We start from the raw sequence: 13,091 nt of genomic DNA on the forward strand, positions 1-13,091 counted from the left end.
CGGGCTTGCTCGCGAATGCGGTGGGTCATCCAACATTGATGCATGCTGACCCACCGCTTTCGCGAGCAAGCCCGCTCCCACATTGGATAGGTGTTTGCAGGTCTAGCGGCCGAGGTAGACCTCGATCACCCGCTCGTTTTCCTGCACCTGCTCCAGCGAGCCTTCGGCCAGCACGCTGCCCTGGTGCAACACGGTGACGTGGTCGGCGATGGAGCCGACGAAGCCCATGTCGTGCTCCACCACCATCAGCGAATGCTTGCCGGCCAGGCTTTTGAACAGTTCGGCGGTGAACTCAGTCTCGGCGTCGGTCATGCCCGCCACTGGCTCGTCGAGCAGCAGCAATTGCGGGTCTTGCATGAGCAGCATGCCGATCTCCAGAAACTGCTTCTGGCCGTGGGACAACAATCCCGCGGGGCGATTGACCGAGGCCGTCAGGCGAATGGTTTCCAGCACCTCGCTGATGCGGTCTTTCTGTTCGCCACTGAGGCGAGCCCGCAGGCTGGCCCACACCGACTTGTCGGTTTTCTGCGCCAGTTCCAGGTTCTCGAACACGCTCAAGGCTTCAAACACCGTCGGCTTCTGGAACTTGCGACCGATGCCGGCCTGGGCAATCTGCACTTCGCTCATCGATGTCAGGTCCAGGGTTTCACCGAACCAGGCTTTGCCGTGACTGGGGCGGGTCTTGCCGGTGATGACGTCCATCAGCGTGGTCTTGCCCGCGCCATTGGGACCGATGATGCAGCGCAGTTCGCCGACGCCGATGTACAGGTTCAGATCGTTAAGCGCCTTGAAACCATCGAAGCTGACGCTGATGTCTTCCAAGGTCAGGATCGTGCCGTGGCGCGTATTCAGGCCGGGGCCGACGCGTTGCCCGAGGCCGATGGCGTCGCGGCTGCTGCCGGCATCGCGGTTGGGTTCCAGTGGCGGAAAAAACGCCGGTTCGAGCATGAATTCGGCCGTCGCAGTGACTCTCATGATTCACCTCTCTTTTTCAGCAGACCGATCACACCCTTGGGTAAATACAAAGTCACGACAATGAACAATGCGCCGAGGAAGAACAGCCAGTATTCGGGGAACGCCACGGTGAACCAGCTCTTCATCCCGTTGACCACCCCCGCGCCGAGCAGCGGACCGATCAGCGTGCCGCGGCCTCCCAGCGCCACCCAAACGGCGGCTTCAATGGAGTTGGTCGGCGACATCTCACTCGGGTTGATGATCCCGACCTGCGGCACGTACAACGCCCCGGCCAAGCCACACAACACCGCGCTCAACACCCAGACAAACAGCTTGAAACCCCGCGGGTCGTAGCCGCAGAACATCAAGCGGTTTTCCGCATCGCGCAGCGCGGTCAACACCCGGCCAAACTTGCTTTGCGCCAGGCGCCAGCCGATAAACAGGCTTGCTACCAGCAACACCACCGTGGCGAAAAACAGCACCGCACGGGTGCCCGGCTCGGTGATGCCAAACCCGAGAATGGTGCGGAAGTTGGTGAAGCCGTTGTTGCCGCCAAATCCGGTTTCGTTGCGGAAAAACAGCAGCATCCCGGCGAAGGTCAGGGCCTGGGTCATGATCGAGAAATACACGCCCTTGATCCGCGAACGGAAGGCGAAAAAACCGAAGACCAACGCCAGCAAACCCGGCGCCAACACCACCAGGCACATCGACCACAGAAAGCTGCTGGTGCCGGTCCAGTACCACGGCATTTCGGTCCACGACAGGAAGGTCATGAACGCCGGCAAGCCATCGCCCGACGCCTGGCGCATCAGGTACATGCCCATCGCATAACCGCCGAGGGCGAAGAACAGGCCGTGGCCGAGGGACAGCAGGCCGGCGTAACCCCAAACCAGATCGAGGGCCAGGGCGACAATCGCGTAGCAGAGAATCTTGCCCACCAACGTCAGCGTGTAGGCCGAGACGTGAAACACGCTGTCGGGTGATAGCAACGACAACAGCGGTAACGCCAACAGCAAAACGAGGATCACCGCACCGACAGCGATCGTGACTTTGGGGCCGGCCTTTTGCGTGGCCGTGAGCATCAGAGGCTGGTTCATCAGTCGATCACCCGTCCTTTCAGTGCGAAGAGGCCTTGCGGACGCTTCTGGATGAACAGAATGATCAGCGCGAGGATCAGGATCTTGCCGAGCACCGCACCGATCTGCGGTTCGAGAATTTTGTTGGCGATGCCCAGGCCGAACGCGGCCAGGACGCTACCGGCCAACTGACCGACACCACCGAGCACCACCACCAGGAACGAGTCGATGATGTAGCTCTGGCCGAGGTCCGGGCCGACGTTGCCGATCTGGCTGAGCGCCACGCCGCCGAGGCCGGCGATGCCTGAGCCGAGGCCGAAGGCGAGCATGTCGACCCGCCCGGTGGGCACGCCGCAGCAGGCGGCCATGTTGCGGTTCTGGGTGACGGCGCGCACGTTCAAACCGAGGCGCGTCTTGTTCAACAGCAGCCAGGTCAGCACCACCACAAATAAGGCGAAGGCGATGATTACGATGCGGTTGTACGGCAGCACGAGGTTGGGCAGCACTTGAATTCCGCCCGAGAGCCACGCCGGGTTGGCCACTTCAACGTTCTGCGCGCCGAACAGCAACCGGACAAGCTGAATAAGCATGAGACTGATGCCCCAGGTCGCCAGCAGGGTTTCCAGCGGGCGGCCGTAGAGGTGACGAATCACCGTGCGTTCCAGCGCCATGCCGATCGCGGCGGTGACGAAAAACGCCACCGGCAACGCGATCAGCGGGTAGAACTCGATGGCTTGCGGGGCGAAGCGCTGGAACATCAGCTGCACCACGTAGGTCGAGTAGGCGCCGAGCATCAGCATCTCGCCGTGGGCCATGTTGATCACGCCGAGCAGGCCGAAGGTGATCGCCAGACCCAATGCCGCGAGCAGCAAAATCGAACCCAGCGACATGCCGCTGAAGGCTTGACCGAGGATCTCGCCGATCAGCAGTTTGCGTTTGACTTGCGCCAGGCTGGTTTCGGCGGCGGTGCGCACGTTGGCGTCGGCTTCGATGCCCGGCTCCAGCAGGCTTTCGAGGCGAGTGCGCGCCAGTGGATCGCCGGTTTCGCCAAGCAGACGCACCGCCGCGAGGCGCACGGCCGGGGCGATGTCGACCAGTTGCAGGTTGGCCAGGGCCAGGCTCAGGGCGGCGTGAACGGTTTCGTCTTGTTCGCCTGCCAGTTGCTGGTCGAGAAATTTCAGCTGCGCCGGTTTGGCGCTTTTCTGCAATTGCTGGGCGGCGGCCAGACGGATTTTGGCGTCGGTGGCGAGCAATTGGTGGCTGGCCAGCGCGGTGTCGATCAGACCGCGCAGGCGGTTGTTCAGGCGCAGGGTTTTCGATTGGCCGTCGACGGTCAACTCGCCTTGCTGCAGGGCGTTGATCAGCTCGATGCGAGCCTGGTCGGGCTGTGCCGCCCAGGTTTCCAGAAGCTTGGCTTGCTGCACGGGATTGGCGGCGATGAAATCTTCGGCGTCGCCGGCATGAGTGGCCATCGGCAGTAACAGCGCGAGGGCGAGGATCAAGCGGTAAAGGGCGGTGGGCATAGAAAGTCGCCTTGCACGGACTAAATGTGGGAGCGGGCTTGCTCGCGAATGCGGTGTGTCAGGCGACTCAGATGTTGAATGTGAGTCCGCATTCGCGAGCAAGTCGAATCGTCGCACCGCCGCTCCCACAGGGAGTTGTGTCGGCCCTGAGATTTGAACTCAAGCCCGACACCCAGTGGCTTAGTTGCTCTTCACCGCATAATCCGGCTTCTTGTCGTTACCCGAGATATACGGGCTCCAAGGCTCTGCACGGATTGGCCCTTCAGTCTGCCACACCACGTTGAACTGACCGTCCGCCTGAATCTCGCCGATCATCACGGGTTTGTGCAGGTGGTGGTTGGTCTTGTCCATGGTCAGGGTGTACCCGGACGGCGCGGCAAAGGTCTGGCCGGCGAGGGCTTCGCGGACTTTGTCGACGTCGGTGGACTTGGCTTTTTCCACCGCTTGCGCCCACATGTGGATGCCCACGTACGTGGCTTCCATCGGGTCGTTGGTCACCGCTTTGTCGGCGCCCGGCAGGTTGTGTTTCTTGGCGTAGGCTTTCCAGTCGGCCACGAACTTCTTGTTCGCCGGGTTCTCTACCGACTCGAAGTAGTTCCATGCCGCGAGGTTGCCCACCAGCGGTTTGGTGTCGATGCCGCGCAGTTCTTCTTCGCCGACCGAGAACGCCACGACTGGAACGTCGGTGGCTTTCAGGCCCTGGTTGGCCAGCTCTTTATAGAACGGCACGTTGGAGTCGCCGTTGACGGTGGAGATGACTGCTGTCTTGCCGCCGGCCGAGAATTTCTTGATGTTGGCCACGATGGTTTGATAGTCGCTGTGACCGAACGGGGTGTAGACCTCTTCGATGTCCTTGTCCGCCACGCCTTTGGAATGCAGGAACGAGCGCAGAATCTTGTTGGTGGTGCGCGGGTAAACGTAGTCAGTGCCCAGCAGGAAGTAACGCTTGGCGCTGCCGCCTTCTTCGCTCATCAGGTATTCCACCGCCGGGATGGCCTGCTGGTTCGGCGCCGCGCCGGTGTAGAACACGTTCGGCGACATCTCTTCGCCTTCGTATTGCACCGGGTAGAACAACAAGCCGTTGAGCTCTTCGAACACCGGCAACACCGATTTGCGCGACACCGACGTCCAGCAACCGAACACCACGGCAACCTTGTCCTGAGTCAGCAGCTGACGACCCTTTTCCGCGAACAGCGGCCAGTTCGACGCCGGGTCGACGACCACCGGTTCCAGCATCTTGCCGTTCACGCCACCCTTGGCGTTGATCTCGTCGATGGTCATCAACGCCATGTCTTTGAGCGAGGTTTCGGAGATCGCCATGGTCCCGGACAACGAATGCAGAATACCGACCTTGATGGTCTCGGCGGCCTGGACAGGCCAGGTCATGCCCATCGCGGCAATGCTTGCCGTGAGTGTGAAAGCCTTGATCAAGCTGCGACGCTTCATTGTGCGATCTCCATGAACTTATGAGTTTTCTTGGTTGGCAGATGCGGACTACTGAAGGCTGTTGTGCAAAGGCTGTGCCCGGTCGGTAAAAGGCAGGGAAATGTCGTATTAGAGCGGTTGCGCCGGTTGGGCAACGCACCATGAAGGATCGCGTCTGGCACGTTGGTGCGAGGAGGTGCGCCACATTGGGGCGAGCAACGGTAATCTCCTGTGGGAGCGAGCAGGCTCGCTCCCACAGTTTTGTTGCTGTGTTTCTAGGTGGGAGCGACGTTGTCCACCGCGCGGTTCACGGCCAGTTCCGCGAGCATGATGATTTGCTGGATTGCCATCGCCTTATGGCGTTGCGGGCCGATCAGGTCGGCGGCGAAATCGCTGGCCATCACGCTGGCGGATGCCAAGGATTCACAGGCATTGACCAACAGGCTTTCGGTGTCGTTGTCCGGGGCAATCATGAACATGGTGCTGGGGTGGCGGGGTTTTTCGGCGTAGTGGGCCGGGGGATCGAGGTAGTAGTCGAGGGCGCGTTTTATGGCTTCGCGGTCTCTGAGCAGTTCGTCGTCGCGCGATGTTTCGGGATCGGGAGTGGTGGTGTCGATGGGTGGATCGGGTACGATTTTCTTAGTCATTTGGGGAGTCAACTCAATTTGAGCCACTCCTTGTCGTTTCTCACGCGACGAAGAGGTGGCAGCTATGTGCGGAGTGAGAAACCGGTGACCCCAAATCCGGCCGGACCGAGGTCCGCCCGCACACAGCCGCCATAGTGCATTGCAGGCAGCGAATAAGCTGGCGGCAATTATGGTGGTACTGATGTTGGATTAACAGGTCTACCAGGTTCTCACACCCGATCACTGAGTCTTCAGTGACAGCCCCAGACTAGAAAGCCCACGTCCGACGAACAACCTGAAAAAAGCGTGGGAAACGTCCGGCATTTTTGCATTCGTATAAACACATCTAAACAACCCCAGAATCACAATCCCCCTGTGGGAGCGGGCTTGCTCGCGAAAGCGGTATGTCTGTCTCATTGATGCTGGACGTGCCGCCGCCTTCGCGAGCAAGCCCGCTCCCACGGTGGATTTGTGTCGAACACGGAACCTGTGAACGACGTAAACCCCTGTAGGAGTGAGCCTGCTCGCGATAGCGGAGTGTCAGGCAAAGTGATGCTGAATATGCCGCCGTCATCGCCAGCAGGCTAGCTCCCACAGGTTCCGTGGTGTGCTTGTGGATCAGCGGCGGCGCATGAGGCCGATGAAAAACAACCCGCCAATCGCCGCCGTGGCCACGCCAATCGGCAGGTCTTCCGGGGCGATCAGGGTGCGGGCGGCCACATCGACCCAGACGAGGAAAATACTGCCCAGCAATACACACACCGGCAGCAATCGTCGGTGTTCGGCCCCGACCAGTCGACGGGCAATGTGCGGCACCATCAGCCCGACAAACCCGATGGAACCACTGATCGACACCAGTACTCCGGTCATCAACGACGCAATCAAAAACACGCGCAGGCGTACGGTGCGGGCGTTGAGCCCAAGGGTCACTGCCGTCTGTTCACCAGCCATCAAAGCGTTCAGCGGTCGGGCCATGCCCAGCAGCAAAACCAGTCCCAGCAACACACTGGCGGCCGGCACCGCAAGCAACTCCCAACGCGCCAGCCCGAGCCCGCCCAGCATCCAGAACATCACCGCGGAACTCGCCCGATGGTCACCGAGAAACAGCAGCAAATTGGCAATCGCCATCATCACGAACGACACCGCCACGCCGCACAGCAGAAGCCGGTCACTGTCCAGCCGACCGTTGCGATTGGCGATCATCAGTACGATCAACATGCTCAGCAGCGCGCCGATAAACGCTGCAATCGGCAAGGTCAGCAGGCCGACGATTTCACCGACATGCAGCACCACAATCACCGCGCCAAGGGTCGCGCCGGAAGTGACCCCGAGCAGATGCGGGTCGGCCAATGGATTGCGCGTCACCGCTTGCAACACCGCGCCGATCAGCGCCAACCCGGCACCCACCAGCGCGCCCAACAGCATGCGCGGTACACGGATCAACCAGACGATATGTTCCTGTCCTGCGGCCCAGTCCGGAACGCCGAAACCAAACATCTTGTGCAGCAATATCCGCCACACCACCTCCACCGGAACCCGCGCCGGACCGAAGCCCAGCGACACCACGCACGACACCAGCAACAGCGCACCGAGCATCACCAGCAGCAAGGCATAGCGACGATCAATCATTCGCCGTGGAACCCTTTGGCCAGGGTTTCAACCGCCAGCACGTTGTCGATGCCCGGCGTGGCCTGCACATACGGAATCACGATGAAACGCTGGTTCTTGATCGCGTCCACCGATTGCAGCGCTTTGTTATTGAGCAGAAATTGCTCCTTCTGCTCGGCGGTGACTTCGCCATAGTCGACGATCACGATCACCTGCGGATTGCGCTCGACCACGTTTTCCCAGTTCACGCGCGTCCAGCTCGCCTCGACGTCGTCCAGAATGTTGCGCCCGCCCGCTGCGTCGATCAGTGCCTGCGGCATGCCGAGGCGGCCGGAGGTCATGGCGCGGTCTTCGCCGCTGTCGTAGAGGAACACGCGCGGTTTATCGGCGGGCAGCTCCTTGCGCACCTCGGCGACTTGCGCCTGCATGTCGGCGATCAGGGCATTGGCGCGATCCTGCACGTCAAAGATTTTGCCGAGGTTGCGCAGGTCGTTGTAGGTGTCTTCCAGACTGGCCGGTGGGCGCTTCATGACGAAGGCGCAGGACTCGGTCAGCTCATAGACATTGATGCCCAATGGCTGGAGCGTTTGCGGCGTGAGGTCGCCGCCCACGCGCATGCCGTAATCCCAGCCGGCGAAGAAGAAATCGACGTTGGCGTTGAGCAGGGTTTCCACCGACGGGTATTTGGCTGCCAGCTCCGGCAGACCGTCGAGGATAGTCTGCATCTGGGGCGTGACCGACTTCCAGCCCGTCACGCCGCTGTAGCCGGCCATGCTCGGTTTTAGACCGAGGGCGAGCATCATCTGGGTCATGTTGATGTCGTGGCTGACCGCGTGTTTCGGCCCTTGCTTGAACGTCACTTCGCGGTTGCAGCTCTGGATCGTCAATGGATATTTAGTGGTCTCGGCCAACGCTTGGGCACTGCCCAGTAACAGGGTGACACAAAGCAGGGAACGCAAAGTCATGGTTGGGTTATCCAGGTGATTCGAGGGTAGCCGTGCAAGGGGTGTTGATCGATCAGCGCTTCGACGCCAAATACTTCGCGCAGCAGCGGGGCGGTCAGGACTTCTTTCGGTGTGCCGCTGGCAACAATGCGACCGTGATTGATCACGTACAAACGATCGCAGAAAGCGGCGGCCAGATTGAGGTCGTGGATGCTGGCTAACGTGCCGATTTTCAGGCGTTTGACCAGTTGCAGCAGTTCGAGCTGATAGCGTGGGTCGAGGTGGTTGGTCGGCTCGTCGAGAACCAGCAATTGCGGTTGTTGAGCCAAGGCGCGGGCAAGAATCACACGTTGTTTTTCTCCGCCGGAGAGGGTGGCGAAGGCGTGGTCTTCGAAGCCTTTGAGGCCGACTGATTCGAGGGACTGGGTCGCGAGATTGCGGTCTTCGAGGGTGTCGCCGTCGAACAGACCCTTGTGCGGCGTGCGGCCCATGGCGACCACCTCGTCGACGGTCAGGCCGAAGGCGTCGGGGAACTCCTGCAATACCACGGCGATGCGTTGTGCGCACCAGCGTGAGGATTGCTTCCAGACATTGTGGTGGTCGAGTCGGACCTCGCCGCTCTCCGGTTTGCTGAAGCGATAAGCGCAACGCAGCAGGCTGGTCTTGCCGCTGCCGTTGGGGCCGATCAACCCGACGAACTCACCGGCGGCCACGTGCAAGGAGGTATCACGCAGCTGGAACTGGTGATGACAATGGCCGTGGCCCAAGGGCGTCCAGGCGAGGTGTGTGAGGTTCAGCGAGGTCATGCATCTGCTCTGAATTATTCGGTGTTGCTCATGACCTCTTCGCGGGCAAGTCGGATCGCCGCCCGCACGCTCCTACAGGGTTTATGTCGGTCACACATATTACGTACGACACAACTCTGTAGGAGCGTGCGGGCGGCGATCCGACTTGCCCGCGAAGAGGCCGGATGCTTAAAACATATAATCCGCGGTGACAAAGAACGACCGCGGCTCACCAAGGATCCACTGCTGCCCCTCATTGTATTGGCTTTGCGCATACTGCCGGTCAAACAGATTGTTCACCTGCAGCCCCAGCGTCGTGTTACGCAACGCCTTCCTGTGAATCACTTCTTCAAAAGAAAACCCGCAGCCAGGGCTGCGGGTCAGGCGGTGCATTTGGCGTTATACAGTAACACTAAAATTTACCGGGAGATAAGCGCGGAAAGTCTACAGATCCCTCTAAGCCACGCATCTCGCCTGTTTCATGATGAAGATGAGGCCGATTCAGTTTGCCGGGTGAAGCGCGAAAACAGCACGCGATCCAGCAGCCACACCACCACCAACGAAGCACCCACCAGCGGAAACGCCACGGCCAGGGCGAACATGATCACCATCGCGGTTTTCCATTTCGGCAGGTCGTGGCGCAACGGCGGCACACCGATCTTGCCTTGCGGACGACGCTTCCACCAGATCACCACGCCGCTGACCGCGCTGAGCAGAATCATCAGGCAGATCAGCAACACGATGATCTGGTTGAGCACGCCGAACATCTTGCCTTCGTGCAACATCACGCCGATTTCCGTGGCGCGGGCGACGGTGCCGTATTGCTCGTAGCGCACGTCGGCGAGGACAACGCCGGTGTACTGATCGACATGCAGCGTGGCGTCGTTGCGCGGGTCGTCGGCAAACACGGCGATGGTGAACACGCCCGTTGCAGTGGTTGGGAAGGTGATGCTGTAACCCGGCTCGACCTTGCGCTGCACGGCGATGTTCTGCACGTCTTGCAGGCTGATGGTCGGCGCGGCAGGGCCGGCTTTTGCGCCGTCGTGGGCCATGTGTTCGGCGTGGGCGCCGGACATCGGCATCGGCGTGTTTTCCATGGCCCAGGGCACGGTCTGGCGAGTGGCGGTGTTGAGGCTGCGGGCCTCGACGTCGGACTTGGGCACGTTGTCCCACATCGCCGCCGGGAACACGTTCCACACCTGCGCGTATTTCTGGCCCCAGAACCCGGTCCAGGTCATGCCGCTAAGCAGCATCACCAGCAAAAACGCGGCGCCCCAGAAACCGGTGACGGCATGCAAATCGCGCCACAACACCCGACCGCGACTGGTCAGGCGCGGCCACAAAATACCCGCGGCCTGGCCACGGGGCCACCACAGAAATACGCCGGAAACCACCAGCACCACGGCCCAACCGGCGGCCAGTTCGACCAAACGATCACCGACGGTGCCGATCATCAATTCGCCGTGAATTGCTCGCGCCACCGCTTGCAGATTCTTCTTGGCGTCTTGCTCACCGAGGATGTCGCCCTGGTAGGGGTCGACGAACACGTTAAGCTCGTTACCGCCATTGATCACCACAAACTGCGCGCTGCGCTCGGCGTTGACCGGCGGCAGGTACTGTTTGATCGTGGCTTGTGGGTACGCCTGTTTCACCCGCTTGAGCAGGTCGTCGGCCGGGACGCTGTGATGCCCGGCCGGGACGTTCATCAGGCTGCCGTACATCAACGGATCGAGTTGCGGCTTGAACAGGTAGATGACACCGGTCAGGGCCAGCATCACCATGAAAGGCGCGACGAACAGACCGGCATAGAAATGCCAGCGCCAGGCCAGGTTGTAGAAATTCACTTTGGGCTGTTTCATCGGTTGTGCTCCGCTTGGCTTGGTTCTTTTGTTGTTGTCTGGTGACTGCTGCGCAGTCATTCGCGGGCAAGCCTCGCTCCTACAGATTGAGGTGTTCCTGTAGGAGCGAGCGGTGCGGCGATCCGACTTGCCCGCGATGCTTTTAGAAGCTCATGTCCACCTTGGTCCAGAGCGTTCGCCCCGGTTCTTTAATGGCCTGCGGGTCATTGGCCGGGTAGCCAAAACCGGCGTTGCCGGCCAGGTTCAAATGCTCGGCGTACGCCTTGCCGAACAAGTTGTCGACGCCACTGCTGACCTTCCAGTTCTTGTTGATGCGATAGGCACCATTGAGCGAGAACACGCCAAAACCCGAGGTCTTGTCGAAGTCCTTGCCCACCACGTTGCCCTTGTTCCGGTCGATGCGGTTTTGCGCCGCGACCACGCGCCACAAGGCCCCGGCGCTCCAGTTGTCTTCGCTGTAGGTCAGGCCGAAACGCGCATCCAGCGGCGGCATTTGCGGCAATGCGTTGCCATCGCTGCTGTTCTTGCCCCAGGCGTAGGCCAGGGTCGCGTCGGCTTTCCAGTTGGAGGTCAACGGGTAAGCCGCTCCCAGTTCGCCGCCCATGATTCGCGCGTCAATGTTCTGAGACTGAGAGGTGGTGCCCATCATGGTCGGGGTGTAGTTGAACAGGATGTAATCGCGCACCTGGCCGACGTAGCCCGAGGCCCAGGCTTCGAGGTCTTCGGTCTGGTATTGCAGGCCGAAATCGAGCTGGGTGGTTTTTTCAGGCTTGATCGAATCGAAGGCATTCACCGATCCTGCAGGCCCGGACTTGGGTGAAAACAGTTCCCAGTAATCCGGGAAACGCTGGCTGTGACCTAGGCCGGCATACAGCGTGGTCGGGCTGTCGGCCAGGTCGTGCTCGTAACGGATGAAGCCGCTCGGCAAGGTGCCGGCGCGGGTGTCGTCGGCGGTCGGGTTGGGGCGGGTCATCATCCCGGAACCGGTGGTCTGCCGATAATCCTTGGCCGAGGCGCGGTCCAGGCGCGCGCCGGTAATCAGCCGGTCACGGTCGGCGGCGTACCAGGTCAGTTCGCTGAACACGCCGTAGTTATGGAAGTCGGCATCCTTGGTGTACGGCAGGTCCTTGTAGGTATCGATGCCCATGCTGCCACGTTGGCGATGTTCGTTGGACTGCGCGTCGATGCCGCTGATCAATTGCACATCGGCCCAGCGCCAAGTGGCCTTGATCCGCGCGCCGAGCGTCCGGCGGTCGACGTTGGAGGCCATCGGGCCGGCCATCATCCCGGTGCCGGACGGCGTGCGCAGGGTGTAGTTGTCCATCACGTGGTCGGCGTAGTTGTAGTAGATCTGCGCTTCGACCTTGTCCAGCACGTCGCCGATGTTGGACTTCTCGAACCGCAGGCCCAGGCTTTCACGCTTGAACTGCGAGCCGTCCATGCCGCGCCCGGCGTAACGCGCTTCGCCATCGCCCTTGCCGGCGGTCAGTTCCAGCAGGGTGTCAGCGTCCGGGGTCCAGCCAACTGCCACATCGCCGTTCCATTTGTCATAGCGCGACGGCACGGTGTCGTTGTTGCCGTCCTTGTAGTCATCGGCGTGCGCGGTGTTGCCGATCACGCGCACGTAACCCAACGGCCCGCCGGCAGCGGCGTCCACCACTTTGTCAAAGCGGCCGTTGGAGCCGGCCAATACACTGGCGTTCACTCGCGTACCGAGTTCGCCGAAGCTTTCCGGCTCACGGTCGAAGAGGATCGTGCCGGCCGATGCTCCCGGTCCCCACAGCACGGTTTGCGGGCCTTTGATAACGGTGAGTTTGTCGTAGGTTTCCGGCGAGATGTAGGAGGTGGGCGCATCCATCCGGCCGGGGCAGGCGCCGAGCAATTGGCCGCCGTTGGTGAGGATGTTCAGCCGCGAACCGAACATGCCGCGCAGCACCGGATCACCGTTGGTGCCGCCGTTGCGTACCAGGGCGAAGCCGGGAATGGTTTTCAGGTAGTCGCCACCGTCGCTGGCCGGAACGGGTTGGCGCGGGTCCTTGGGGTTGGTGACGATGGTCAGCGGCGAACTCGGCGCGATGGCGGTGATCACCGTCGGGCTCAGATCTTCACTGTGGCCCGCGTGTTCGTTGGCCAGCACCGTGGGTGTCAGCAATGCGCCGCAAAGAACGGCGGTGGCGTGCCTGAAACGAATACTCGATTCGTTCGGGGCAAAAGTAGCTTGGGCAGGGCTCAAGCGTGTGTCAGCAGTAAACCTGGACATGACAATTTCCATCGAACAGTCGTAAACGACA

10 protein-coding genes and 1 pseudogene are annotated in these 13,091 nt (G+C 61.0%); all 11 read right to left on the reverse strand.

From position 1 onward, the window contains the following. Nucleotides 1–102 precede the first annotated feature (102 nt). The 11 genes and pseudogenes from urtD to ACYZTM_RS18540 all read right to left on the reverse strand — a co-directional run bounded on the left by urtD (nucleotide 103) and on the right by ACYZTM_RS18540 (nucleotide 13,060). Nucleotides 103–975 carry an urea ABC transporter ATP-binding protein UrtD gene (urtD, locus tag ACYZTM_RS18490; RefSeq protein ID WP_461983920.1) on the reverse strand — a complete coding sequence of 291 codons (873 nt, stop codon included), beginning with the start codon at nucleotides 973–975 and terminating at the stop codon, nucleotides 103–105. Next, complete coding sequence (gene urtC, locus ACYZTM_RS18495; protein ID WP_461983922.1) at nucleotides 972–2,051, reverse strand: urea ABC transporter permease subunit UrtC; 1,080 nt, start codon at nucleotides 2,049–2,051, stop codon at nucleotides 972–974. The genes urtD and urtC overlap by 4 nt, the downstream gene beginning before the upstream one ends. Further along, entirely contained in the window at nucleotides 2,051–3,553 is a 1,503-nt protein-coding gene (gene urtB, locus ACYZTM_RS18500) for an urea ABC transporter permease subunit UrtB (protein ID WP_461983924.1), read from the reverse strand. Before urtB ends, urtC begins: the two co-directional genes overlap by 1 nt. A gap of 180 nt (nucleotides 3,554–3,733) precedes the next feature. Continuing rightward, nucleotides 3,734–4,999 (reverse strand): urea ABC transporter substrate-binding protein, encoded by a 1,266-nt coding sequence (gene urtA, locus ACYZTM_RS18505; RefSeq protein WP_461983926.1) that lies wholly within the window; start codon nucleotides 4,997–4,999, stop codon nucleotides 3,734–3,736. Between the two features lie 254 nt (nucleotides 5,000–5,253). Continuing rightward, nucleotides 5,254–5,625: a DUF6124 family protein gene (locus ACYZTM_RS18510; RefSeq protein WP_131058872.1), complete on the reverse strand. Its 372-nt coding sequence runs from the start codon at nucleotides 5,623–5,625 to the stop codon at nucleotides 5,254–5,256. A gap of 597 nt (nucleotides 5,626–6,222) precedes the next feature. After that, a complete protein-coding gene (locus tag ACYZTM_RS18515; protein WP_461983928.1) occupies nucleotides 6,223–7,233 on the reverse strand; it encodes a FecCD family ABC transporter permease in 1,011 nt (336 codons plus the stop codon). Next, nucleotides 7,230–8,177, reverse strand: a complete 948-nt coding sequence (locus ACYZTM_RS18520; RefSeq protein WP_461983930.1) for an ABC transporter substrate-binding protein — start codon at nucleotides 8,175–8,177, stop codon at nucleotides 7,230–7,232. Before ACYZTM_RS18520 ends, ACYZTM_RS18515 begins: the two co-directional genes overlap by 4 nt. After that, the gene (locus tag ACYZTM_RS18525; protein ID WP_461983932.1) at nucleotides 8,174–8,962 is read right to left on the reverse strand and encodes an ABC transporter ATP-binding protein; all 789 of its coding nucleotides are present in this window, start codon (nucleotides 8,960–8,962) and stop codon (nucleotides 8,174–8,176) included. Before ACYZTM_RS18525 ends, ACYZTM_RS18520 begins: the two co-directional genes overlap by 4 nt. 168 nt (nucleotides 8,963–9,130) lie before the next feature. Then, a pseudogene (locus ACYZTM_RS18530) lies at nucleotides 9,131–9,274 on the reverse strand (hypothetical protein); the annotation flags it as partial. Nucleotides 9,275–9,420: 146 nt separating this feature from the next. Beyond that, nucleotides 9,421–10,800 carry a PepSY-associated TM helix domain-containing protein gene (locus tag ACYZTM_RS18535; protein WP_461983934.1) on the reverse strand — a complete coding sequence of 460 codons (1,380 nt, stop codon included), beginning with the start codon at nucleotides 10,798–10,800 and terminating at the stop codon, nucleotides 9,421–9,423. 142 nt (nucleotides 10,801–10,942) lie between these two features. Next, the gene (locus ACYZTM_RS18540; protein ID WP_461983936.1) at nucleotides 10,943–13,060 is read right to left on the reverse strand and encodes a TonB-dependent copper receptor; all 2,118 of its coding nucleotides are present in this window, start codon (nucleotides 13,058–13,060) and stop codon (nucleotides 10,943–10,945) included. Nucleotides 13,061–13,091: the final 31 nt, after the last annotated feature.

Source organism: Pseudomonas sp. MDT2-39-1, assembly GCF_054898085.1.